This window comes from Pedobacter hartonius (assembly GCF_900107535.1).
Taxonomy (GTDB): domain Bacteria; phylum Bacteroidota; class Bacteroidia; order Sphingobacteriales; family Sphingobacteriaceae; genus Pedobacter; species Pedobacter hartonius.
On the sequence record NZ_FNRA01000003.1, the window covers coordinates 136,418 to 161,499 of the forward strand.

A 25,082-nucleotide genomic window follows, 5' to 3' on the forward strand; every position below is an offset into this window, starting at 1 on the left:
TTTTTAATTCCTTATCTTAGTTGCCAAGCCATGTCATATACGCCCAACTTATTCGAACCTGCGAAAAATGCTCCTGATACCTTTGTACTGAGCGATTTTAAAATGACTGACCTGAGTCTGGTATTTATACTCAAACACAGCGCAGGCCCTGTTGATTCCGGCGTAAAAGGCTACTTCGACCTTCAGCCTGCACATATATCTGTAGACTTTGCTTCCTTCACCGATCCGGACAGCCAGATCAGGTTCCCGCAGGTGAGCCTGCGGCAAAATAATGGGGAACTGATCTTATCCTGCCGTTGTACTGCCGATAAAAATAAACTGTGCGAACATCAGGTCCGTGTATTGTTCAATTTAATGGACCGCCAGGAGATCCGTATTTTCTTTGACCGGCCATTGAGGCTTAAAAAGATGAAGGCATTTGCAGCAGCATACGGATTGGAGAACGAACCCAAACCGGAAGATTTCTTTGGATTGGAGTATGACCATAAAAAATACGAAATCATCTCCTTAGTGAAGGATCTTCTGCCAGTTACCAAAGAAAAAAACACCGCTTTACAGGAACTGCTTCTGCCGAAAAGCCGCCTCCCCTATCCGGCACATGAAAGGGATAGTCAAAGCAAAATACTGGTTTTAAAACAGCACCGTTATTATACCCATTTTCAGGCCGATCTTCTGGCATGCACCCTAACCGTCAGCGGTAAACCAAAAAATCCGCTTACGCAGCTAAACCCGATGGATTACCTTTGGGGCACCGAAAACATAGATGAGCTGAAATTTTATACGGCGATCTCAAAGTTCCAGCAAAGTTATGAAGCTGAAAAATCTGAAATTGAGATAGAAGGCCTGAAAGCCCTGATTAAAAATCCGCTGCAGCTTGATATCTTTTATCACGATGCAAAGATCTCCCCGAATATTACCCTGAGTTCCATTATTCCTGTCAGGCTGAAACATCAAAAAATAGAAATTAACCTTTTTGTTTCTTTAAAAAAGGACTTTTACACCATAACTGGCGAAGCGGTTTTAGACAATAAGGCCTATGACCTCAAAATGCTGAATATAAAGTATAAATATTTTGTACTATATAATGGTGTAATGCACCTGATCGATGATGCAGGTTTTTTAAAGGTGATTGAGTTCTTCAGACAGAACAACAACCATCTCGTTATCCACGAATCAAAATTCAACGTCTTCCGGGACGATATTCTTTCAAAGCTGGAGAACAGGATACACGTGACCTATTCGTACCTGAAGCCCGCCACGGAAGAGCAGATCCGGGATAATGACTTTGACCATTCCACGGAAAAGATCATTTACCTGTCAGATTCAGAGAATTACGTGCTGATCACCCCCGTAATGAAATACGGAAAAGTAGAAGTCCCTGTATTGTCACGTAAACAGATTTATGCCACAGATCAGTCTGGCAACGTGTTTTCAGTAGCGCGCGACCAGGATGATGAGCTCAGGTTTATCACTGCCCTCAGCCGCCAGCACCCCCATTTTGAGGAACAGCTGGATGGAGAAGCGCTTTACCTCCATAAAAAACGCTTTCTTGATGAAGGCTGGTTTTTATCCGTTTTTGAGGAATGGCAGGAACTGGGCATTACAGTCCTGGGTTTCAACGACCTGAAGGGGAACAACATCAATCCCAACCAGGCCAAAATAAGTATTGCCGTAAACAGCGGACTGAACTGGTTTGACACCAGCTTTGAAGTTAAATTCGGTAGCCAGAAGGTGTCACTGAAACATTTACACCGGTCTATCCGAAACAAGAACAGGTTTATCCAGCTCGGCGACGGCACCCTGGGAGTTCTGCCGCAGGAATGGATAGATAAATTTACCGCCTGGTTTATTGCCGGGGATATCGTGGAAGATACCCTGCGCACGCCTAAAACAAACTTTTCAAGTATCACAGAATTGTACGATAAAGATGTCCTTTCTGCAGAAGTAAGGCTGGAACTATCGGCCTATAAAGCAAAAATCAAGAATTTCAGGCATATTGAAAATTTAGAGGTGCCGTCAGAACTGAATGCAGAGCTGCGCGATTACCAGAAAGAGGGGCTCAACTGGCTGAATTTCCTTGATGAATTTGGCTTTGGGGGCTGCCTTGCCGATGATATGGGCCTGGGTAAGACGATACAGATCATCGCTTTCATCCTGTCACAACGAAAAAAAGCACATCAGAATACCAACCTTGTGGTAGTACCCACCACGCTCATATTTAACTGGCAGGCAGAGCTCGCAAAATTTGCACCTGACCTTAAAGTGCGTACGATCTACGGGGCAGACCGGATAAAAGCTATCAGTGAATTTGACGGTTATGAGGTGGTACTTACCTCCTACGGAACGCTTTTATATGATATTGGCTGGCTAAAGAAGTACTTCTTCAATTATATCTTTCTTGATGAATCGCAGACCATAAAAAACCCGGAATCCCTGCGTTACCATGCTGTCAAGCTGTTACAGAGCCGCAATAAGATTACCATGACGGGTACGCCCATAGAGAACAATACCTTTGACCTCTACGGACAGCTTTCCTTTGCCTGTCCGGGTTTATTGGGCAGCAAACAGTTCTTCAGGGACCATTATTCTACACCGATAGACAAATTCAAAGACAATACCAGGGCTGTAGCGCTGAAGAAAAAAGTGAGCCCCTTTATCCTCCGGCGCACAAAAAAAGAAGTTGCAGCAGAACTGCCCGATAAAACAGAAATGGTGATCTACTGTGAAATGGGGACTGAACAGAAAAATGCATATGATGCCTGCAAAAATGAGTATATTGATTTCCTGATGGGCAAAAAGGAAGAAGACCTGCCCAAACATTCCCTGCATGTGCTGAAAGGGCTTACCCAGCTGAGGCAGATCTGTAACTCGCCATCGCTGCTCGGCGAAAACCTGCTTCATGGCCTGGCTTCCTCGAAGATCGACACGCTGATGGAAGAAATTGAGAGCCATGCCCCGCAGCATAAGATACTGGTGTTTTCGCAGTTTGTATCAATGCTTGACCTGATCAGAAAAGAACTGAAGACAAGGAACATCTCCTTTGAATACCTTACCGGGCAAACCCGGAACAGGGCAGGCAAAGTAGAGAACTTCCAGGGGAATGAAGGGGTCCGTGTTTTCCTGATCAGCCTGAAAGCCGGCGGCACAGGCCTGAATCTCACAGAAGCAGACTATGTGTACCTGGTAGATCCATGGTGGAACCCTGCGGCCGAAAACCAGGCAATAGACCGCTGTTACCGCATAGGCCAGAAAAAGAACGTAGTGGCCGTCAGACTCATCTGCCCCGATACGATTGAGGAAAAGATCATGAAACTGCAGGAAACTAAAAAAGAACTGGTGAGCGACCTCATCCAGACCGACGGATCGCTGCTGAAATCACTTACCAGGAATGACCTGTTAAACCTGTTCAGTTAGTTTTTACGCCGAACTTATACGTGATAGATTGTCCCTGAATATCCAGTTCTATAAAATGAGGCTGACCGGCCTGATCTGCATAGGTTTTGTCCTTTATGAATTCAGGAAGCTCCTTTTTACTGATCTGTTCAAAATAACTTTGGAAATCCTTGTTGAGTGCGGCTTCGGTTTTAGGTGCATTTACCAGGGTTTGTTCAGGAAGTGCATCTGAGCGCATATTCTCCAGTGCCAGCATCACCACATCAAAGTACCAGGCGTTTGTCAGCTTCATTGCTTCAATGGCAAAGCCATCCGCAAATCCCAGCAAGTTATGCCTGTAGCTTGTTCCCTCGTCCATAAAAAACCGCAGTCCGGTAGATCTTGTCCATTCTGCACGCTCCCCATGATCGCCATTGCCGCTTATACCATAAAAGGCAACCAGATATTCAAGAGAGCCTGTTTTGATCTGCTCCTCATGGTTTATATTTTGGTCAAGGATCTGCTGTGACACACTGTTCATGAGCTGATCAAAGTACTGCGAACTGCCCGTAAAGCTCATTCCTGAAATACTGACGCCGGGTAAACCTCCGCAGCCCCTGCGTGCCAGAATCCCGTTTTTATAAATTTTAATGTTCAGGGCTTCTTCCGTTCCCGATTTCACTGTGATCAATACGTATTCAACTTCCGACTTATCCATTTATTTCCTCACCTTATAATTATATTATTAGCATTTAATTTTTATCCGCCCCGCACGTTTCTACGCCTTCATGTATGCTTAGCGGCTTGTGACAGGCTCTACAAAAACAGGTGTTTCTGTAAGCGTTATATTTAACATCCCTTTAGGAGCAGCAACAATTTTCGAACTCATGCTGTTCGCTCCCGGAACCAGTGTATACACTTTAGCAGAAGAGGCGTCACCCAAATTCAGATTATAAACCGCTTTCCTGCCCTTCTCATCGGGTACAAACATCACAAATATTTTCCGGTCATTCAAACTATAAACATCAACAATAGGATCGGCATTCATATTTTTTATAAAATGGAAGTTGCCTATCAGCTTTTTAGCCTGTAAAAAATAATCTGCAACGGGTCGTTTGATGTGCCCCTCAGCAAATCCGGCCGAGGCATATTGCGTGGTGCTTTTGGCATCAAAGTCGTCCAGCATATAAAAGAAGGAGCGTTTGATTCCATGCCTCACATACAACAAGGCAGATCTTAACATCCAGTCGGCCTGCGTGATCAGCGCCGGTTTGGCGCCAATGGCAATAGCCCTTTGTGTGCTTTTTGGGTTCAGGTCATAACCAGACTCGGTGTTCCATACTTCAGTACCTCCTGCATATTTCTCTGACATGGCCACAAATTCGTCGGCGATCTTACCGGCCTGTGATCGTTCCGGTGGTTTTCCTACGGTGGCATCTCCGCCCGGCAGGTAGTCGTTATTATACGCATGGTAATTGATCACGTCAAAACATAGGTTGACAGAACCGTCAGCTTTTAAACCCCTGTTCTTCTTACACCATTCAATCATTTTGATCACATATTTCACATCGGGGTCAGACAATCCGCCCATCACTACCTTCATAGCGGGATCAGCAGTTTTCACACCTGCATTTTTGCCAAGCCTGCCCATATGCCCATCGTAAAAGGCCGACATATTCGCGGCATATTCTTCGGCGCTCTGGTGTGCCTGAGGACCTTTCCAGGTCTTATCACGTTCATTATCGCATTCAATATAACTGACATAACCCAGTCCTGCCCTGATATGGTTCTGCGGATCATCCGGCCAGCGGGTTTTGGTATATACAGACATCAGTCCGCGCGGCACTCCCTTATTATGGCCGTATCTTGCCGCAAACTGGAAGGCTACCCTGGCCTGTTTCACATATGAGGCCGGGTTGCTCCTGTCCAGTCCGTATGGGGCGGGTACGTTTTCCGCATTTCGCTTGTCCTCAGGGTAAGTATTTTGCAGCCAGTCCGGGCAACTCTTCAGATCGGCAAGTATTTCTATCCCCTCTGATTTACACCATTCATAGATCATATCATAATTCCAGCCTCCGGAGTGTACGGGGTTGAAAGTATACTGTCCTTCGTTAGATTCCAGTTTTTCCCAGTCCATATAATGCCTGAATCCGCCGAAAGAGCGCATCACAGCCTTTCTTCCCACAGGAATAAAAGAATTATCATCATCGGAGAAGTCCCATTCAAAAGCATTGATCCCCAGATGGTTTTTGAAAAGGCTGGGGTTTGGGGCAAAAGCCCTGACTGGGGCGGGCTTTGCAGGAACATTCTTTTTTGGTGTGTCTTTATCTGACGGCGTTTTTCCGGGGCGCTGTGCATTTGTACAGGAGCTGAGCAGCAAAAACAAAGAGATGGCCAATATAGAGGTTGATTTCATGGTTAGACAGGTAGATGTTCTACTATATTTGATTAGGTTTAGAACCTGGCTGTTACGGTTAATTTACTGGAACGACAGGCGTTAAAAACACCAATGGCACCGCCTGAAATATTGGTAAGCGGATTGGAAGGTGTAGATGCATCTTGTGCAATAGTGGTGCCAAGGGTTCTGAAATAGTCGTACACTCCTTTGTCTACACACTGTAGCTCCACGGTCATTACGTCCCCGTTCTTAATCAGCGGATTGCCGTCTGCCGCATCGGTACTGTAATAAAGTTGTCCGTCAAAGACGCGTCCATCCGATGCTTCGTCATTTCTTACATAGGATCCCCTGATCAGTGTACCGTTCAGCCACTGCCTCAGCCTGTAATAATTCCCTTTGCCGGGTGGATCACTGAATACCGGGACCATGAAAATCTCCTCATCATCTATTGAAAATGCGGCAGCATACAGCATGTCAAGCCTGATGATTTTCTGAGGCATGGCAGAGGTTGCTGTGTAAGTTTTTCCGCTTAATACCACGGTCAGCTGATAGGAATGTCCGCCCGTTCCCTGTAACGTAGCAGTTTGGTATTTGCCGGACCCGGCGCTTTTCAGCGTTTCTGAAACTCCTGAGGTCAGGTCTTTAATGGATACCAGTGCATCGTCACGTCCGGGGAAAGTGTTATCCTCCTCAAAGTTCTTTGATTCTGAAACGCTCACCACATATGGACCTTTCGCCGCCGTTATCTCCCCTTCAATCACGATATGCGGACTGGATGAATCCAGCCTGACACTGATCACCTTTTCGCAGGAGCTGCAGCAAAACAGCAGCAGAATGGCCAGGTAAACAAATTTCCTGCACTTCATGCGTTAAAATTTAAAATTGTAGGTGACCGATGGTACGAATTTAAATAAAGAAGTCTGAACTGCTTCTGTTTTCGATTGATTTTCAGCATTCTGCCTGAAAGTAATTGCATAAGCATTTGCCCGGCCGTAAGCGTTATACACACCGAAGGTGAGTTCTGAAGAAAAATTCTTACGCTCCTTCAGTTTGCAGGTGGCACTAAGGTCCAGCCTGTGGTAAGCCGGCATGCGGTAAGCATTCCGCCGGGTATACAAAAACACCACCTGGTCATCCATATAATATTTGCCGCTTGGGAAGGATACAGCGTTCCCGGTGGCATAAACAAAAGTGGAGGATAGCGACCATTTGTGATCGAGTTCACAGATCCCTACCAGGGAGATATCATGGGTACGGTCCTGCCGCGCATTATACCAGTCGCCCTCATTGATCCCATCAATCTGTCTTTCTGTACGGGACAAGGTATACCCTATCCAGCCGGTAAGCCGTCCGGTTTTTTTGCGCAGCAGCAATTCCAGTCCGTAAGCCCTGCCCCTGCCAAAAAGCAGCTGAGGCTCGATAGGATCATTGCTCCTGATATTTGCCCCGTCCTTATAATCTACCTGGTGCTGCATCCGCTTATAATAAGTTTCCGCGCTGAATTCATACTTGTTATCCTTCAGGTTTTTGAAATAGCCGAATGATACCTGGTCAGCTATTTCGGGTGTAATAATGTTATTGGTAGCCACCCATTTATCGGTAGGGCTGCTGGTTGCGGAACTTGACAGTTGATGGAGCGACTGTGTGCTTCGCGAATATGCGGCCTTCAGGGAAGCGGCCGCCCCCAGCTGGTAAGCGGCAGAAAATCTGGGTTCCAGGTTAAAGTACGTCCTGACGATCTTTCCTTTTGCATAGTTCAGCGTATCGGTGATTGCCCCTTCCGCATTCAGTGCATAAAAATTATTATCGCCACCCAGTACAGAGAAAGCACTCAGGCGTAGCCCGTATTCAATTTTAAGCCGGCCGGATGCTTTCCATTCATTGCTGATGTAAGCGCTATTCTCCCAGCTAAAGGTATAGGGCTGGTTGACTAATGTGAGGTCACCACTGTACTCTCCCGGCCGGATGGTATGGTAAACAGAATTCAGTCCCATCCGCCAGGTGTTTCTGGTATCCGGATAGAGGCTGAACTCCTCCTTGATATTCCAGTCTTTGATCTGTGAGTTGATATGTGCCTCAAAGCTATCGGTATTGTACAGGTCTATATGATAGCGGTAGTCGCTATAGATCACCGACGTATTTGCAAACAATTTGGGGCTAAACTGGTGGTTCCATCTCAGGGTTCCTGTTTTATTACCCCATTCCAGGCCGAATAAGCCGCCTAAGCCCAGTTTATCCTGCCCCAGATACCCGGACAAATAGATCCTGTCATATGCCGTCAGCTGATAGTTGGCTTTCAGGTTCACATCATAAAAATACAGGGCACTTTGTTTGGCAACGCTGTCACTGCTCACTTTCAGCAGAAGGTCGGCATAGGTACGCCTGGCACTCAGCAGAAAAGACCCTTTATTTTTTACGATCGGCCCTTCTACCGTAATCCTCGATGCAATAATACCAATGCCGCCATTTACACTGATCTTCTGGTTATTGCCGTCATTCATCTTCACATCCATGACAGAAGATAACCGGCCGCCATACTGAGCCGGAATATTGCCCTTGTACAGCGTAACGTCTTTAATCGCATCAGAGTTGAAAGTGGAAAAGAAACCCAGTAAATGCGAGGGGTTATATACGACTGCTTCATCCAGCAGGACCAGGTTCTGGTCTGCCCCTCCGCCGCGGACGAAAAAGCCGCTGCTGCCTTCTCCGGCGGATTTCACTCCCGGCAGCAACTGTATCACTTTGATGAGGTCCCGTTCGCCAAAAATAACAGGCACCTTTTCAATTTCCTTCATGCTCAGCCTTTCAACACCCATCTTTGCAGATTTTACGTGTTCGTCTTTGCCGGTTGCAGAGATGAGCACTTCAGAAAGATGGGTATCCTCTGCGGTCAGTTTGATGCTGAGCGGAATATTTTTATTCAGGTTAAGGTTGCTGGATTTGATCCGGTATCCTACAGATCCTGCAAGCAGTTTATAGGTACCGGCCGGTGCAGTAAGAGAGAAAAATCCATATTCGTTGGAGGCCGTGCTAAAACTCAGCGCCCCTTCCGCACGTACTGTTGCGCCGATCAGCTGCTCGCCTGTCTGTGCGTCCCTGATGTACCCGCTGATGGTGTGTTTCGGCTGTGCATGGATTTTTGAAATGATAAAGAGAAAAACTACTGGCAACAGGTACAACGTTTTTATGGTCATATTTATGATCTCAGAATCGGCATGCGCTACCTAAACTAAGAAAAATAGGCAGGTAATTCTCCAACATAAATAATTAGAAACGTATTTAACGCCAGACGAGCATAAATTTACATCAACAGATTGATCATGAATTAATAGTAAACTCCAATACGGCAACATCGCCCAAAATTATCTGGTCAGTATCTTTTAAGGGATAGCCAATTTGGGTTGAATTGAGTTTATATACAGATTCGTCCCGCGCAGTCCTGATTTTTGTTTTGTTTCCCGGGGGCAGTCCGCCCTCATCTGCATACAGTTTAAATGCCGCAGCTGCGGTATCCCATTCAATATGGGCATGCTGCCTGCTGATATATTTATTGGTCTCGTATACAGGATCTTCAGGGAAAGCAATATGATTGATCCTGAATGAACCATCTTTCGCCTGAACACGAGCCTCCCTGCCCATGTTGATACGTCTGGTATCCCCGGCATGCAACACATATTCCTCCTGTTCGGCTTTGCCTTTCAGGATCTTTAGCCTTGCATTCAGCACTACAGCATCGGCTGTGGCAGCTCCGGCTGCTGACATGATGAGCCTTAGGCCCGCTTTTATTTCATTCGTCCGGATCATACCTGCCGGCAGTTCATCCGCAAATTCCAATGTCAGTTTCCAGTTGGAGGGCAGGTCCAGCGCAAAATTATCTGCAATCCGCTGGATATCCTCCTGCAGTTTTTCTGTATTTCCATTATACAGGGCAGCCTCATAGAGAAACCGTTCTTCTTCAGCAGGCGCAACAGCAACAGCAATCACAGCCAGTGAAGATCCCTCACCACCGTCCAGCTGCTGCAGTTCTTCTTTAATGAACTGAAGAAACGTATCCCTTATGCCCTTTGCATCCAATTTGTTATTCTTTTTAAAAAAATCAAACATAGCTCTTATCAGTTTATACTTTTTATATACCCTTTTTGTACCAGCAACGGTATGACCACATCCCCGGCCAGCTTCACTGCATCAGATGAACCTTTTGTAGCCTCTATGCGGATACAAGTTACCGTATATCCGTCAGTATTGGTCTCAGGTGCAAAAAACACATACCAGCCGTCATTCACTTTCCTGCCTTTGACCATTCTCTCAGGCGTGCCTGTTTTCCCTGCTACGGACAGGCCAAATACACCTGCTTTGCCCGCGCTTTGCGCTATCATGTACTGCTTTAGCAAAGCTGCAGCAGCCGGATCTTTGGCCAGGGCCAGCCCCTCTTTACTGTTTACCGTTGAGTCATTCAGCTTCAGTACATAACGGTTAGGCACCAGTTTCCCCTGGTTGGCAATTGCCGAAGCCAGGCGCGCGACGGATGCCGGGGTGGCAATCAGCTCCCCCTGCCCCCATGCCATACCGGAAATACCCGTTGCCCTGTTCCTGTAGATGTTATTAGGGTTATAGGGGCTTTTGAATTCAGTTCTGCGCCATAGCGCAAACCAGTGCTCTTCTTGCTCCGGATCCGGAGACGTCCTGCCATAATAATACCCGCCTGCACCATGCAGGAACATCCCGGTCTTGAGGTACAGCTCTCCCATCGGTTCCTGCAAATGCTGCTCATTGGCCAGCTTTATGAAATACACGTTATTGGATTTTACGATTGCCCTTTCCATATCAATATTACCGGTCTCGTCAGGTTCCGGTCCGCCACTGCGGATCCTTTCATTGGCTTTCACGAGGTAAGTCTGCCTTGCGGCAGCAGGCCCGAGTTTGTTGAATGCTGCCATTGCCGTAAGCAGCTTGGCGGTAGATCCTGGCTGCGTGGCTACGGTAAATCCAAGATCGGCAGTGGTGGTCCAGTCCGCCAGCTTATTCTGATCTGCAGTACTCATCGTGAGCTGCTCCCAGTTTTTTATTGCCGGTAAAGGGTATACTGCAGAAGCGAGCACATCACCTGTTGCGGATGACATCACGACCACAGATACCCTGTTATCCCGCACAGCAGGATCGGCCGCAAGTGCAGCCTGCAGATGTGTCTGCAGGTCTGCATCAACGCTCAGTTTCACATCCCTGTTTCTTTTTTTAAACCTGGCAATTTCACTGGTGTCCAGTCCCGAGATCAGCAGGGCAGACAAAGCAGAGAAATCCCGCTTCACAACGGTCATTTCCTTTCGCCCCCGGGGCAGAAAACGGTCTTCCCGGTAGCGGGAAGCTATCAAATTATAACTGGTCAGCGGCATTCTAAAGCCTCTCAGCTCCGCCGCGTGTTCATATTCTGCAAAATACCCGTTGATGCCACCATTGAAAACCCCGGTATTTGCATCTCCCGTCCAGAAGAACAATTGTTCTTCAAACGGATAGTATCGTAACGGCCTCCTGTGTTTCGCAGAATCCAGGTCATAGCCCGGTACACCGGCATCCCTCAGCTTTTGCTGCTGTTTTTTGATCAGCTGCGGGTTACTCGTCGCCAGGATTAAGCCCGACCTGTCATACACCGTACCGGCTTCCAGCTTTTTCATCAGAATTCCTATTCTGGGGTTATAGCTAAACATCCTGCTTCCGCCCCTGTCGGCTACCAGGGCGGGTTTAACTACCCATTGTGCATTCCTGAAGCTGTACCTGGATACGTTGACCAGCAGTAATAACACCGCTATACAAGCGGCCAGTAAAGCCGGCACAAGGTTTTTGTCCTGTTGTGCAGTGATATATTTCATCTGTCCTTCAGTTCCTTTCAGCGATGAAGCCGACAGCAGAAAACCTGCGGCCACAAAATTGATCACCAGCGAAGAGCCTCCGTAGCTTTCAAAAGGAAGTGAAACGCCTGACAGCGGTAATGCACCTAACGAACCACCTGCGATCAGCAGGAACTGGATGAAGGTACAGATGCCGATTCCGGCACAGATATAAAACAGGAAAGGCGTGCCCGTCTGCCTCCCGATCAGGATGGAACGGTGCAGATAGATCAGGAACAGCACAAAAACACAGGCGATGCCCAGCCAGCCAAAATCCTCCCCTATAGCCGGCAGGATCATATCCGTATGTGCTTCAGGAATGGTTTTTGCAAAACCTTTGCCGGTTCCCTGCCCGGTGATGCCGCCACTGGCTATTGCCCAGAGCCCGTTTGCCACCTGGTCTCCACCATACACCTCATTGTCCCAGGCGTCCTGCCAGATGGCCTTACGGTCTGTCAGTCTTTCTACCGGCCCGGGAACTATCCTGTCCAGGTAAGGGATCTTATCGATCGTCAGGAAAGCGGTGATCACCAGCAGCGCCATCAGCGCCGATTCGCTGAAAGATTTTTTCTTCAGCACATGGTACAGGCACAATACAGCAAAGGTGAGCAGCGCATCCAGCCATACGTTCTGTATAAACCAGGCCACGATGATATAGAGGATCACAAAAGCGGCCATTTCCATAAAATCTCCTCTTGAAAAAGAGAACAGCACTATAAACGTAAAACAGATCACTATTGCGGGGCCGAGATCACCAAGCAATAAAAACAGCAGCAGGGTAAATACGATGGCACCGAGTGCAAATGAAAAGAACGACCAGCGTTTTTTCCAACTGGAATATGCAGCAATAAACTGCTCATTCAGGGCAAAAAACCCGGCCAGGAAAAGTACAACGATGTACTTCACCACCTCGCTGGGCTGAATGCCAAGCAAATTCACCTTCACGCCGCTTCCTTCAGGTCCCGCACCAAAAAGGAGCATGACCGTTAGCAGGGCAATAGCAAGGGTAATCCATGGCCAGCCATTGGCTGCCGAACGTTTTTTTGTAAAAAGAAATAGCCTGTACAACTTTGAATCTGCCGTAAAGTGTTTCAAGTTAAATGATAACAATATACAAATCCCTGCCACGCCAAGATATAGAAACAGCAGGGAGCCGGTTGCCAGAAAGCGGTCGCGCACAGGGTCCTGCAAACTCAGAAGGGTGAGAAAGGAAAAGCCTGTCAGCAGCATTAACAGGGGCAGTATCACCTGGTCTGCAGCCGGAAAACGCAAAGACAATAGGATATGCAACAGCAGAAAGGAAAACAATATACTACCGGCAAGCAGCCAGTACCACCTGTTAAAATCCTCAGGTGTACGTACTACCAGCGCAGCATCATTTTTAAGGTGATTAAAATCTCTAGAGGAGAGCAGCCGGATGGTGTGGATACTTTCAGAAAAGTTCAGTGTTTTATGTCCGTTTAAACGTTGAACACCTTTCACCTGTCCGAATTCGGCACCTGGTTTTAAAGGGATGACTTCATAGGCTTTTTCTTCAGGCAGCCCGGTAAATTCATAGTGCCCGTCTGCATCAGTTCTGGCATAAGCCGTAAAGGATTTTGCATCTACACTGTCAGCCGGTAAAACCGTCCTGAGCCGCAGCAATACTCCGGGTACTTCCGTTCCTGCATGGGTAACGTTTCCCTTTAGCACCCCTGTTCCCGATCCAAGATCCTGCACAGCAGGCATGGATGGCGGGGCACTGAGTTCCTGCTCAAAACGTTTTTCATCATTGCCCGTGAAGCCCAGCAGCGCTCTTGATACAGCTACCCTTTTTTTAAAAGAGATGCCGCCATGTTTTGCCGCTTCATCGGCTGACACGTTAAATTTTCTTTTATTCAGGTCGCCGATGTTACTGAATGGATCAGCCATTTGCCTGTCGGCAATTACTGCCCCTATCATATCAATATCGGCAGGGTCATCCAGATAATAACCCGTGGCCAGCAATGCTTTAACTGCATTCGCAGGATCAGGGGCGTTCAGGTTAACAACCGTTCCGTTTGCCAGACCTTTATTCACATCTTTCATCCGTTCCTGCAATACCCCGGAAAGCCTGAAGAACGCTGCCAGTAATACCACTGCGATGAGCACAATACTGATCCGCTCCTGCATCCTTCCGCCAGACTGCTTTTGTTGTTTATCCATCATTATTTCTTTACCAGCGAATCTGCCTGGAAAGCACGTTTAGAGACCCTTCCATTGACATAGGAATGGTCAGGAAATTCAAATAATACCTGCAGCGGGTATTTACAATTGTTAAAGCGGACATTTTTCAAATCCAGCACATTTTTATAGGATATGATCCCGGTTTCGAAATTCTCCAGCACCAGTCCGTCAATCACTATATATTTACATACCGGGGACAACACCAGCGCAGGCCCTTTATATACGGAGTCGCGCTGAAAGATTACGTCTCCGGAGGTTTTGATCAGCAGGGTATCACGGTTAATGGTTAACGAGCGGCTCAGACGTACCGGGCCTTTAAACAGCGCTGCAGAAAGCGTTAATGTGTCTCCCTTTAGTTTGGACAAGGTATCGCTGATCATTTTCTCCTGTCTGTTCGGGCCGGCTGCCTGTACAGCGTTAAGGCTGCCGGAACCTTTCAGTTTTACCGGGGGATTGGTAAAGAACAACCAGGAGGTACTGGCCAAAAACAAAACGCACAATACCGAAAGCAGGATCAGCAGGCCTTTATTGCTCTTGGGCAAACCATGCGCACTTTCTGCAAGGCTACCTGAGGCAGCAGCATGTTCCTGCTTTAAAAAAGGATTGTTTTGTCTGTTAGCCGGCCTTATTTCTACATTATCATTTTCCACCGGCACAATCCGGGGACTGTTATCCATTGGCATTGCGTTAATATCTTCAGCTCCCTTGTCAGCAGATGAAATCTCAGAACGTTTATCCTCTGCTGCCATATTTTCTTTTACAACAGGATCGTTTTCCTTTGTTATTGCCTTAGGAGCAGGAACATCATGGGTGCCCTGCGAAAACAGATCTGCCACAGGCCTTAAAACGGGGTGCACCACGGGAACCTTATCATTTTTAGCCAGCACAATGGTAATGTTATCATTTCCGCCAGCCGCATTTGCTGCTGCAACCAGCTTCTCCGCTTTTGCCTTTAAAGGTGCAGAAGTACTGAGTACCGCCATGATCTGCTCTTTATTGACCATATCAGTTAAGCCATCACTGCAGACCAGGATGAGATCTCCGGGTAAAAAAGGTGAGGATCCGGTTTCAAAATAACTTTCAGCCATCTCGTCCTGTGTACCGAGTCCGAGTGCCTGGTTGATGACATTCCGTTTAGGATGCTGCATTGCGGCCTCCTCTGAGATACGCCCGGAATCTTCCAGGAAACCAACGGGCGACTGGTCGCTGGACAGCTTGATCAAAGAATTGTCCCTGAAGAGGTAGAGCCTGGTATCTCCGACATGGATATAATGCAGGAGATTATTTTGCCTGTCAAGCACCGCAACTGTGGCCACACAAGCCATATTCGCCAGCTGTTTGTCTTCCAGTTTCCTTGCATAAATTTCTTCATTGGCCAGGTTAAAGGAAATTTCGAGTTGGGTGAGCACATCAGGCCCGATCACCGTCAGTTCAGTCAGCACTGCGTCCTTCGTCAGCGCTGCCGCAATCTCTCCTCCTTCATAACCACCTACCCCATCAATTACACCGGCAATCAGGAACCGCGCATCCATTACTTCCTGCGCAATGAATACGTCTTCATTATTATCCCTCACCATACCGGTGTCTGTAATGCCAAACAAATAACTTACCATCCTTTAAGGTTTAAAAATATTTATGCCAATAATTCCGTTCAGCAGTATCCGGGAGTTGAAGGGTAAATCAACCCATTCCGGGGCATCCTCTTCACTCCGCGGTACTTCAATCTCATTCACGATCGTTTTTTCACCAAAAGAAGCCAGTTGAAATTTGCCCTCTCCCTGATGGCGGATGCTCAGGTGCGGGGTGTTCACCCAGTCGGACGGAACAATGAAAACCGAAGGCTCCTTCCTGCTTTCGTCCTTACCTGAGACGGTGATCTGTTCGCTGTTCATCAGGTATTCCAGTTTCTTACCCCTGAAATTCTCGTCAGGCATAATGGTTTCCAGCCTGGCATAACCTTTTTGCCGCGTTTGATCTGCCTGTTTGCTGCTTCCGGAATCCGGCGCATAAGGTATTTCATAATACCCTTCACTGTAGTAGGTAAAGCCGTTTAATATTTCCTGGTTCACATCAAGTGTTTCGGCAACGCCGGTCTGCCGTGGAATAAAAGTAACCCGCAGGTTTTCAGCCTTCTGATTGGTGCCTGGTAAAAGTTTTCCGATAAAGCCTTTATCTCCCCTTTCATAATCGGGATGAGAGACCAGCCGGAATACCCATTTGGAGCTTGATGGCTCAACCGTTTTTCCCGCCTTGCGGTACTCATCCAGCAACTGGTAGAACTGGTTTACTGATTCATGAACAATAATCCCGAAAAGCCCCTGTTTATGGGCAAGGAACTCTTTGTAATCTTCGTCATTAAAACAGATGATATATTCATGATAAAAAACAATGCGGTTTGCGAAAGACAGCTCTGCAATAGACTCCTTAAATTTGTCCAGTATATATTTGTACACTTCATCCGGCGTTAAAGATCTGTATATCTGTTTCTTCTGCGTTTTTTCTGAAGGAAGGAAGAGGTCCTGAAGGCCTGTCTTTTTCCAAAAGGTTGGTTTTTCTGCCATTTAATTCTGTTTATAAAACCTAAAAATGTACTGTTGTATCCAGGTCCATCGCGGTGGTATCAGGTTTTGGTTGCGGGACGGGCTTCAATTGCACCGGTCTGGCTTCTCCTTCATAATAAGCCCTTCCTGTCGTATCTGCATCAGTTGTATCGCGCTCCTTTTCCCTGTCCCAGCTGTAGCCCTTGCGTTCAGACTTGCCCGAAGTATCAGGAACAACTACGCGGTCGGGTTGTGATCTCCTGACTTTCTGATCTGTGTTTCTAAACAATAAAAAGTAACTGAGAAATGCGGCCATGAGCACTACGCCCATGATCAGCACAAAAAATACAGGTTTAGAGATCACTACTATGCCAGAATCTGCTTTTCCACCGGCTGTATCCTGGTAATTGCGGAGCAGCGTTTGCAGCCTGTCATTCTCCATTTGCAGCAAAGAGGTATCAGGTGCATCAGCAATACGGACAGCTGTACCGGTATTTCCGGCATCTGCGATACTGTTTTTCACAATTGATTCCTGCAATTTTATGCCATCAGCGTACCTGTTCTGCGGCAGTTTTTCCAGACACCTTTCAATCACGGTCAGCAGCCAGCCCGGTACCTGCATTTCATGCGTCTTTTTTGCTTCGGACCAGCTCTCGGGTATATTGCGCTGCCGTAACTCCAGTATATCGGGCACAGCTAATTCCAGGTGGCCAACAAGTACCTCATTGCGCGACTTCTGTCCGTTATCCGTTAAAGGAAAAGGCACCTGTCCTGCCAGTAATTCATACAGGATCACACCATAGCTATAGACGTCCGTTTCAAACAGCATCTGCCCTTCACTCTGCTCAGGTGCCATAAATTCAATGGCGCCGGCATGCCTGATGCTGGTTCTCCTTTGTTCGTCAGACATGGCCGCAAGGCCAAAATCAAGCAGCACATAATTGCCGGTATGGATGTTAAATTTTACGTTATTGCTTTTGATATCACCGTGTTTCACGGTCACTTTATGGCAATGCGCAAGGGCATTTGCCAGATGATCGGCCACCTTGATCACCTCTTTCACCGTAAAGATCCGTTCATGGGGCTCCTTCAGCAGTTCCTCCAGGTCAGGGCCGTCAATATATTCCATCTCTATAAAAGGGAAAGACCCGCTTTCAGTAATCCCTGAATTCAGGATCTTGACCACATTCGGATTGGGCTCCTCATTTACTTTCTTTAGTTTTTCTACTTCGTTCTGAAAACTCCTGAAATTCTTATCTTCAGTGTTTTCCATATGAACAGGCGTAGGCAGCAGTTTTACTGCAGTGATAATGGGGCCAAAACGCCGCCCCTTATATACTGAACCCTGGCCACCTGTTCGCAATGCTCCCATGTTCTCCAGACCTTCAGTAATTGTAAATACTTTACTCATCTAAGCTAATTCTACACTGTATGTCGGCAATAATACTACAATTCTGGTTCCAACGTTCATCAAAAATAGTATAGCCCTAATTTATTAAAATTCCATTTAATATCAGGATATAATCGATGCTGGTAAAAAGTTAAATCAGAATGAGGTTACATGCTATAAGTAAAGGTAGTATAATAAAAACCTCCTATAGAAGGGCCGCCGAGATATGAATAATAGTATTTATTGAAAACATTTGCTCCGCCAACCTTCACGTTCAGCTTGTGACTGAAAAGATCATAATTTACCTGTGCATCCGTATTTCCATAACTTTTAACCGTTCCGTTCACCAAAAATGTTTGTGAATAATAACTGCTCTGGTATTTATAAGACACATTGAAACCCAGCCTCCCGTATAATCTTTCTCCGCCAAAGGACAGGTTGTAGATCCATTCAGGTGTATTAAAGCCATCTTCGAGGCCGTCGTTATTGGTAGTACGGTCAAGCTTAGAATAGGTAACATTCCCCCCGAGCGTATATTTCCTCATGATCCGGTAAGACAGCCCAAAACTTCCTCCGTAGTTATAAACCGTACTCTGAGAGTTTGTCCAAACCCTATATCTGCTCTGTTTGGCTTTGTCATTCAGCGCGTATGGGATAGAATCGGGAACAGTGGTATTGGGAACACTCATCTCCACCTGGGCGATGAAGTTTTCGTATTTGTTGTAATAAAAATCTGCATCAAGTTTCAGGTTACGGTCGAGAAACAAAGATTTGTACCCTATCTCAAATGAATTGATATGCTCAGGTTTAATATAATCATAAGAGTTTTTGACCAGACGGCCTTTATTTTTTTCTATTGCGGCGCTGGTAGACAAGCCCGCATTGAAATCATTGGTGACCGCGGCCTGGAAAGCATCTATCGAATTTTTCAGGTAACCGTTTTCCAGCACCCCATTGGAAAGGATCTTCAACCCACCTATCCGTTTCACCCCGCCACTGTTCACGTTGGAAAAAGCCTCGAAGATACTCGGAAAACGGTATCCGCTCTGGAAGGATACCCTGATATTCTGTTCCTCTACAGGAGAAAAAACGGCTGTGAAACGGGGATTGAATTTAGTGCTGAAGTAATCGTTACGGTCTGCCCTGAGGGTTGCGGTAAGCCTCAGCTTATTGTCCCAGAATTCTCTTCCAACCTGGATAAAACCACCTGTTTTACTGTACGAAAAGGTTTGCCCGGTTTTTGCCGGATCGGGGTTAATAAAGTAATTTCCGTCCGGCTGAATAAAATAACTGCGGTGGTCGAAGCCTGCCTGCAGGTCCAAACCGGTACGGCGCTTAAAGTCCGGCCCGATCAGTTTGGAAAGATCTGCCTGTCCTTCCACGTGCAACATCTGGTCCTTCACACGTAATGCAGATCCGATGTCCCAGTTGTTTACTTCAGAAAGTTCGTTTAGCGTATTCTGGAAGGCAGCGGTACCGGGTTGTAACCTGCCCAGGTCTGCAGTCTGTCTTGCTGCCGTAAGCGCCTGTGGCACTGCTATGCCGAGGGCTCTCGACTGATTAAAACCTTTGGTAAAATCTGAGTACCACTGGGTATCAGACTTAAACGCTTTGTCTTCATTCTCTGCCGCAGAACGCAGGTTATAAGATTTACCCGTATTTTCGGTAGTTACATAAGCACTTGCCCTGAAGATATCATTTTTAAAAGTTACGGCATGCTGCTGCAACAGGTAATCCTGTAACCTGAACCGGTTAGAGCGCTGGTAGATATTATCCAGATCAGCAAAACGGTAGGTATAGGTTAGCAATGCTTTAGGACTGATTTTATAAGCAAGGGTAAAATCTGCCTTTATATTTTGAAGGTGATAATCTGCCACTTCTTTTTCGTAATAGCCGGTTCTGGCAACTACATACTGCTTGCCGTCCAGTGTGACCGTCTTGCGGTTAGAGGATTCATTTCCGTAGCCACTCACAGGATCGTAGGCCGGGTTTGCGGTACCGCCTGCAATACCTACCGCGGTATTCGCCTTCGCATTCAGGTCCGTCCTGTCATCTGCGATCCAGTCGTACCCCTTGGTAAAAGTACCGTTAACTTTAAAGGCCAGCCGGTTGCTGATCTTATGGGCAATCCTTATGCTGGTTTCATTAAATAATTTCGCCGAAGTTTCCTGGTCATTTACATGGTTCAAACCCACCTTTTGCTGAATGCTGATCCCTTCACTGGTGAATGGGTCTTTAGTCATAAAATTAGCCAGCCCGTTGATGGCATTGAGGCCATATAGTGCAGACGCAGTGCCGGGAATAATTTCCACATGTTCGATATCAAGATCACTGGGACCCATTGCATTTCCGATCGGGGCACCGATATGTGGTGCCTGGTTATCAATACCGTCCACCATTTGCGTAAACCTGACGTTAGTAGTATTTGCAAAACCACGGGTATTGATGATCCTGAAACCCAGGCTCGGGGTGATCATCTGAACGCCTTTGATATTCTCAAGGGCATCAAAAAAAGAGGGTGCTGCCGAAAGTTTAAAAGCCGAAGTATCCACACGTTCTATACTTACAGGTGAACGCAGAATACTTTCCTCCGTTCTGGAGGCAGTAATTACTACTTCAGAAAGTCTGTGTAGTGTATCTTGTATTTTTGCCGGTTTGAGAGTTTTCTTTGCGGATGACCTGGTAGTATCAATAGTTTGTGCCTGAGCTAAGCCTGAGTAAGCTAAGGTTAGAACAAACAGGAAAATAGCTGAGAGTAGTTGTTTCTTCATAGCGCTTCGTTATACATATTCAGGAATAACGAAGATGAAGATATTGTTTTAATTTTTATAAAAAAATTCTATAGTTTAATAGCCAGGGTGTTCTTTTCCAGAAACTGCTGGAACTTCGTATAAAAGAGCTTAAATTCTGCAATAACCTGCAGTCCTTTTTCAGTAACTATAGCATTGCCCCCGCCCTTACCACCACGTTGTGAAACGACTACCGGGGAATCCAGCCGGGCATTCATATCTTCTATCATTTGCCAGGCCTGCCTGTACGACATGCTCATCTGAATAGCCGCCTGACGGATAGATCCGCATTCCCGGATACGCTCCAGCAGCTCCACCCTGCCCGGTCCTATTAATCTGGTGCCGTTCAGTTCTATCCAGAGCTTTCCGTTTAATTCTAAACCCATGTTTTCGTTCATTATGAAAAGGTATTCATGATCAACCTCTTTACCGGGCATTAAGGTATTAAAAAGAAAAGGCTTTTTCTGTTTGCGGTATTAAAATGGGTTTCGGTTTGCGCTGACAAGGCTGTTTTCAGGATGCAGCAGCAGACGGGTTTATCCCCTAAACAGACAGAAATGCGCTATACATAGCGACATATAACCTTAGGATAAAATTATTTATAATAAAACAATTTTATTTTTCAATAAAATTGACCTAAACAACATAAACTATTGTTTTTATCTTTCGTTTTTGTTAACTTAATAGGTACCAAAACGGACTGTATGAGAACCTTGAAACAAAATCACACTGAAGCGGTAAAACCTCCCGGGAAAACGGTTTCCGTCACCTATAGATTAAAGAAATCTGCTTTTGCAGCCATCCTCGAAAATGGATTCAGCATTGGTTATGTAAATATTGATCTTCAAAAGGACCAGGATGCTGACCCCAATGGTTTTTCAACAAAGGGAGCACAATCCTATCGCTGCCTGATGGAAAAAGGCGGCCTCCGGGTAACACTGTATGCCGAAGGAAAGACCGGTGATTTCTGGACACTGGAACTCGAGATCGACGGAAAGGCAGTTGCCGCCAATCCTGTCAGCGTAGAAACTGATGGCAAGGGACACCTGGATTATGATAACCTGATCAGCTGAGCCTTATGAAAGCATTTTTCATCATCCTCCTTCTGGCGGCAGGCATACACCTGACGGCCTCCGGACAACTGGTAGCTGAAGATGCCAGTGGCAAATCTTCTATCCTGCTCAATGCTTCCAGCATTTCCATTAACCTTTCAGAAGCAGCACTTTCTGCAAACTGGAATAACTTTAGAAACCTGGCTATAGAAAAGCCACAGCAAATACTCTGGGGCCTGTCAGCCAGGGGCAGTAACAGCGAGGGCCTGTCTGAGTTATTCAACGGCGGCCAGTTTACCCCGAAATCCAGGATCAGCGGATTCATCGGCCTGAGGAAGAGTTACCAGACTTCAGCATTTGAGTTATTGAAAAGGATCCGGGAAATTCAGACATCAGAAGGCTTTCCAAATGAGGAAGCCATGAATGTGATCAGGCAGCTGAATGAGCAGGTGAAGGCCGGCCGGAAAAAACAGCCCTCCAAAGCGCTGGATATCTATCTAAATACTGGGTTAAATACTGATAATTTCAAGCTTTATTCTGATCAGGATAACAGTTCACTGGCGGCCAGATTTAACAACATCAGCTTTCGCGGGGCATTTGCAGACATTGGTATCAATTATGAATATGGTTCCAGATGGACACTTGGTATATCCGCAGGTTATGAACGCTATAACAACATCGATTCCCTGCTCAGTACAGATTATAAGCTGACCAATATCACTACTATCGGGAATTCACAATTGTCTACCGAAGTGAAATACCATGCTTACAGTGGAGATTATGTTGCTTACAACAGGGTTAACTTTAGAACAGATGCCTTATATTTTGCAAAAGTAAGCGATGCATACAGGCTGGTATGGAATACTTTATATACCCGCTGGATCTTTCCCTTAAACGAAAGCCGGATCAATAAGGTCATCCAGGCTGGTACAGCAATTAACTTCTACAAAAGTGAAGGAAAGTTTGCCGGAGGACTTTACGCGCAGTCTAACGACCTTTTCAATCATCTGCACAGCACAGACCGTTTCCATGAGCGGCTATCCTTCGGCATAACTGCCAAGTACGCCTTTGGCACCATCATGAGCAGGGATTTCCCTGAATGACCCGGCAGTATTATAAACTATTTAAATTCAATCTATGCAAGTTCTTGATCCTCAACCGGGAATTCCCGGAGATTTTTTCACAACTGCCTCCCTTGGCACATTAGCAGGTGCTACAGGTGCCGTATATATCATTTGCGGAACCATACAACAGGTATTTAATTACAATCCCAAATGGCTGGCATTACTGGTTTCCATCCTCATCTCGTTCCTCGCGGCCGCTGTTACCGCGACTAACGATGGCCATTTACTTAAATATATCATTGCCCTTTTAAACGGCTTTCTTATTTACGCAACGGCTACCGGAACAAACCAGGTCATAGGAAAAGCAGGTACGGGCGATATACAACCTGCCGGCTTGCGACAAACCCGAAGATATCCAAGGCGGTTCAACACCAAATGGTAGTAAGTCTATTTAAGCGCATTTCTCAAATTTTAATTCTATGAAAAACCAAAGCAAATTTTCGGAAAATTACATTCTGCTACCCGTATCTAAAACACATGTGAACCCACAAGAGAGTCCGAAAGTAGCAAAATTTTTTACTGAGCTTCAGTCATCTTCTGAAGCAACCACAACGATCACTTTAAATGTACGGAAAAGTGCTGCACAGCCCGGCGATGAAATTGCCGTTAAAGTATTGGATTCCATTGATACCGAAGGTGCCAAACTGATCAACATCAGCAATGAAGAACTAGCGAACTTCAGGTTCTCTTACCCCGGTATAAGAATCATTCCCGAACGCTTTTACAGGCCTGCCGTATGCGCCAGAGAGAGAATAAAGATCCAGTTAAGCCAGGCGCAGGCTTCTGCATCGGTTACCCTGAAGATTACCGACCAGGAAAACAAAGCCATAGCAGGTGCCACTGCCGTATTTTTCAGCGATTTTGAAGCCAGCAGAGGTGCTTCCGGCATTACCGACAAGACAGGAACAGTTGTCCTGAAAATCAACAGTAAAATCGCCGAAAGGGTCTATATCTACTCTGAACACAGCTACTGGGGATGTTTTCAGACAAACGTGGCGCTCAGCAGTGAGATGACCTTTAAACTGCAACCAATCTCGCAAGGCCATACAGATGCGCTAAGGTATTTTTATGATACTTCAGGATGGGCGCCCATTGAACATAAAGTAAAGATAGGAATTATAGACACCGGTGTTGGGCCACATAAAGACCTGAAGATACTTGGTGGCCGGAATATGGTCAGGGGTGAAAATGAAGCTGATTACAATGATGATGAGGGGCATGGAACACATGTTGGCGGGATCATAGGGGCCCTGGGCAATCTTAAGGGAGTAGCCGTGGGTGCGGATATCATGAGTTACCGTGTTTTCCCGAAAGGACAGGGAGCTTCCAATTTTGATATAATGAAAGCCATCGACCAGGCCATCAAGGATAAGTGTGACCTGATCAATATGAGTTTGGGAGAAGCGCATGACGATGAAGCGATCAGCAGTTATATTAAAGATGCGTATAACGCAGGAATCCTCTGTTTTGCCGCCAGTGGCAATGATAATCGTGGCCCCCTGAGCTTTCCGGCGGCATACAGCCTGGCCATTGCTGTTTCTGCCATGGGCAGAAAAGGTACCTTCCCTGATGACAGCATACAATCAGGTACCGTTCAGGAGCCTTACGGACAGGATGAAAATAATTTTATTGCAGACTTTTCTAACCAGGGTTCCGAAACTGACCTTACCGCCCCAGGTGTCGGAATCATCTCTACCTATCCCGGCGATCACTATGCAATCATGGACGGTACAAGTATGGCCTGCCCCGCCGCCACCGGAATGGCCGCCCGTATACTGGCTGGCAACCCCCAAATCCTCAATATGGCCAGAAATCAGATCCGGGCAGACGAAATGGTGAAATATCTTGCGATTTATACAAAACTTTTAGGATTTGGTGCTAACTTTGAAGGAAAAGGAATGTTATACCCTAATGACGAACTTCATTCTAAAACATAAGGAAACCACCGAACCGGACATCAAAAAAATGACCGCGATATTAAATGCACATGGTGTACGTGTACTGGATGGCAGCCTTTTACCAAACACTGCTTTGGTTGAAATTGAAGACTCATGCCTTGAAGGCTTTCAGACAGATCTGGGTACAGACTGGAATATCTATCCCGAGAAAAAATACAAAGTTCCTGAAACCGGCAAAAAGGCCAAAAAGGATTCTCTGTAGCGAACACACGCTTAATCGGCATCCTCCTCTTCATGATGTGCATGATATACAGATAATACCTTATCCTGGGCAGCAGAGTGCCTTAATTTTCGTTTGATGCTTTCCTGCTTTCCCACAGCGTGGCGAACACATCTTGAAGGATATCCTGTGATTCTTTATTTTTTACGAAT

Annotated in this window: 17 protein-coding genes; 6 read left to right on the forward strand and 11 right to left on the reverse strand. The window is 46.3% G+C overall.

Annotated elements, in window-relative coordinates:
• Positions 1 to 30 precede the first annotated feature (30 nt).
• The gene (locus BLW16_RS06640) at positions 31 to 3,414 is read left to right on the forward strand and encodes a DEAD/DEAH box helicase (protein WP_090555792.1); all 3,384 of its coding nucleotides are present in this window, start codon (positions 31 to 33) and stop codon (positions 3,412 to 3,414) included.
• On the opposite strand, the gene BLW16_RS06645 is transcribed toward BLW16_RS06640, so the two are convergent.
• From BLW16_RS06645 to BLW16_RS06695, 11 genes are all read right to left on the reverse strand, one after another.
• Positions 3,407 to 4,090 carry a hypothetical protein gene (locus tag BLW16_RS06645; RefSeq protein ID WP_090555793.1) on the reverse strand — a complete coding sequence of 228 codons (684 nt, stop codon included), beginning with the start codon at positions 4,088 to 4,090 and terminating at the stop codon, positions 3,407 to 3,409. The genes BLW16_RS06640 and BLW16_RS06645 overlap by 8 nt on opposite strands.
• A 78-nt stretch (positions 4,091 to 4,168) precedes the next feature.
• The gene (locus BLW16_RS06650; protein WP_090555794.1) at positions 4,169 to 5,788 is read right to left on the reverse strand and encodes a hypothetical protein; all 1,620 of its coding nucleotides are present in this window, start codon (positions 5,786 to 5,788) and stop codon (positions 4,169 to 4,171) included.
• Between the two features lie 38 nt (positions 5,789 to 5,826).
• On the reverse strand, positions 5,827 to 6,636 hold the full coding sequence (locus BLW16_RS06655) for a DUF4249 family protein (protein ID WP_090555795.1): 810 nt from the start codon (positions 6,634 to 6,636) through the stop codon (positions 5,827 to 5,829).
• A 3-nt stretch (positions 6,637 to 6,639) separates the two neighbouring features.
• A complete protein-coding gene (locus BLW16_RS06660; protein ID WP_090555796.1) occupies positions 6,640 to 8,964 on the reverse strand; it encodes a TonB-dependent receptor in 2,325 nt (774 codons plus the stop codon).
• 124 nt (positions 8,965 to 9,088) lie between these two features.
• A complete protein-coding gene (locus tag BLW16_RS06665; RefSeq protein ID WP_090555797.1) occupies positions 9,089 to 9,874 on the reverse strand; it encodes an FHA domain-containing protein in 786 nt (261 codons plus the stop codon).
• A gap of 8 nt (positions 9,875 to 9,882) precedes the next feature.
• The gene (locus BLW16_RS06670) at positions 9,883 to 13,839 is read right to left on the reverse strand and encodes an FtsW/RodA/SpoVE family cell cycle protein (RefSeq protein WP_245735156.1); all 3,957 of its coding nucleotides are present in this window, start codon (positions 13,837 to 13,839) and stop codon (positions 9,883 to 9,885) included.
• The gene (locus tag BLW16_RS06675; protein ID WP_090555798.1) at positions 13,839 to 15,470 is read right to left on the reverse strand and encodes a PP2C family protein-serine/threonine phosphatase; all 1,632 of its coding nucleotides are present in this window, start codon (positions 15,468 to 15,470) and stop codon (positions 13,839 to 13,841) included. The genes BLW16_RS06670 and BLW16_RS06675 overlap by 1 nt, the downstream gene beginning before the upstream one ends.
• A 3-nt stretch (positions 15,471 to 15,473) precedes the next feature.
• Positions 15,474 to 16,418, reverse strand: a complete 945-nt coding sequence (locus BLW16_RS06680) for a hypothetical protein (RefSeq protein ID WP_090555799.1) — start codon at positions 16,416 to 16,418, stop codon at positions 15,474 to 15,476.
• A 19-nt stretch (positions 16,419 to 16,437) separates the two neighbouring features.
• Entirely contained in the window at positions 16,438 to 17,808 is a 1,371-nt protein-coding gene (locus BLW16_RS06685) for a serine/threonine-protein kinase (RefSeq protein WP_090555800.1), read from the reverse strand.
• Between the two features lie 146 nt (positions 17,809 to 17,954).
• Entirely contained in the window at positions 17,955 to 20,558 is a 2,604-nt protein-coding gene (locus BLW16_RS06690) for a TonB-dependent receptor (protein WP_217631524.1), read from the reverse strand.
• Between the two features lie 68 nt (positions 20,559 to 20,626).
• Positions 20,627 to 20,962 carry a winged helix-turn-helix domain-containing protein gene (locus BLW16_RS06695; protein WP_245735157.1) on the reverse strand — a complete coding sequence of 112 codons (336 nt, stop codon included), beginning with the start codon at positions 20,960 to 20,962 and terminating at the stop codon, positions 20,627 to 20,629.
• Positions 20,963 to 21,280: 318 nt separating this feature from the next.
• On the opposite strand from BLW16_RS06695, the gene BLW16_RS06700 reads away from it, so the two are divergent.
• The 5 genes from BLW16_RS06700 to BLW16_RS06720 are packed head-to-tail and all read left to right on the forward strand — an operon-like array spanning position 21,281 to position 24,912.
• The gene (locus BLW16_RS06700; protein WP_090555802.1) at positions 21,281 to 21,649 is read left to right on the forward strand and encodes a hypothetical protein; all 369 of its coding nucleotides are present in this window, start codon (positions 21,281 to 21,283) and stop codon (positions 21,647 to 21,649) included.
• 5 nt (positions 21,650 to 21,654) lie between these two features.
• Positions 21,655 to 22,731 (forward strand): hypothetical protein, encoded by a 1,077-nt coding sequence (locus BLW16_RS06705; RefSeq protein WP_090555803.1) that lies wholly within the window; start codon positions 21,655 to 21,657, stop codon positions 22,729 to 22,731.
• 34 nt (positions 22,732 to 22,765) lie between these two features.
• Positions 22,766 to 23,134 carry a hypothetical protein gene (locus BLW16_RS06710; RefSeq protein ID WP_090555804.1) on the forward strand — a complete coding sequence of 123 codons (369 nt, stop codon included), beginning with the start codon at positions 22,766 to 22,768 and terminating at the stop codon, positions 23,132 to 23,134.
• A gap of 37 nt (positions 23,135 to 23,171) precedes the next feature.
• The gene (locus BLW16_RS06715; RefSeq protein WP_090555805.1) at positions 23,172 to 24,689 is read left to right on the forward strand and encodes a S8 family serine peptidase; all 1,518 of its coding nucleotides are present in this window, start codon (positions 23,172 to 23,174) and stop codon (positions 24,687 to 24,689) included.
• Positions 24,664 to 24,912, forward strand: a complete 249-nt coding sequence (locus BLW16_RS06720; RefSeq protein WP_090555806.1) for a hypothetical protein — start codon at positions 24,664 to 24,666, stop codon at positions 24,910 to 24,912. Before BLW16_RS06715 ends, BLW16_RS06720 begins: the two co-directional genes overlap by 26 nt.
• Positions 24,913 to 25,082: the final 170 nt, after the last annotated feature.

Coding starts and splice junctions, on each gene's coding strand:
- BLW16_RS06640 (WP_090555792.1), top strand. CDS start 31: ATGTCATATACGCCCAACTTATTCGAACCTGCGAAAAATGCTCCTGAT.
- BLW16_RS06645 (WP_090555793.1), bottom strand. CDS start 4,090: ATGGATAAGTCGGAAGTTGAATACGTATTGATCACAGTGAAATCGGGA.
- BLW16_RS06650 (WP_090555794.1), bottom strand. CDS start 5,788: ATGAAATCAACCTCTATATTGGCCATCTCTTTGTTTTTGCTGCTCAGC.
- BLW16_RS06655 (WP_090555795.1), bottom strand. CDS start 6,636: ATGAAGTGCAGGAAATTTGTTTACCTGGCCATTCTGCTGCTGTTTTGC.
- BLW16_RS06660 (WP_090555796.1), bottom strand. CDS start 8,964: ATGACCATAAAAACGTTGTACCTGTTGCCAGTAGTTTTTCTCTTTATC.
- BLW16_RS06665 (WP_090555797.1), bottom strand. CDS start 9,874: ATGTTTGATTTTTTTAAAAAGAATAACAAATTGGATGCAAAGGGCATA.
- BLW16_RS06670 (WP_245735156.1), bottom strand. CDS start 13,839: ATGATGGATAAACAACAAAAGCAGTCTGGCGGAAGGATGCAGGAGCGG.
- BLW16_RS06675 (WP_090555798.1), bottom strand. CDS start 15,470: ATGGTAAGTTATTTGTTTGGCATTACAGACACCGGTATGGTGAGGGAT.
- BLW16_RS06680 (WP_090555799.1), bottom strand. CDS start 16,418: ATGGCAGAAAAACCAACCTTTTGGAAAAAGACAGGCCTTCAGGACCTC.
- BLW16_RS06685 (WP_090555800.1), bottom strand. CDS start 17,808: ATGAGTAAAGTATTTACAATTACTGAAGGTCTGGAGAACATGGGAGCA.
- BLW16_RS06690 (WP_217631524.1), bottom strand. CDS start 20,558: ATGAAGAAACAACTACTCTCAGCTATTTTCCTGTTTGTTCTAACCTTA.
- BLW16_RS06695 (WP_245735157.1), bottom strand. CDS start 20,962: ATGGGTTTAGAATTAAACGGAAAGCTCTGGATAGAACTGAACGGCACC.
- BLW16_RS06700 (WP_090555802.1), top strand. CDS start 21,281: ATGAGAACCTTGAAACAAAATCACACTGAAGCGGTAAAACCTCCCGGG.
- BLW16_RS06705 (WP_090555803.1), top strand. CDS start 21,655: ATGAAAGCATTTTTCATCATCCTCCTTCTGGCGGCAGGCATACACCTG.
- BLW16_RS06710 (WP_090555804.1), top strand. CDS start 22,766: ATGCAAGTTCTTGATCCTCAACCGGGAATTCCCGGAGATTTTTTCACA.
- BLW16_RS06715 (WP_090555805.1), top strand. CDS start 23,172: ATGAAAAACCAAAGCAAATTTTCGGAAAATTACATTCTGCTACCCGTA.
- BLW16_RS06720 (WP_090555806.1), top strand. CDS start 24,664: ATGACGAACTTCATTCTAAAACATAAGGAAACCACCGAACCGGACATC.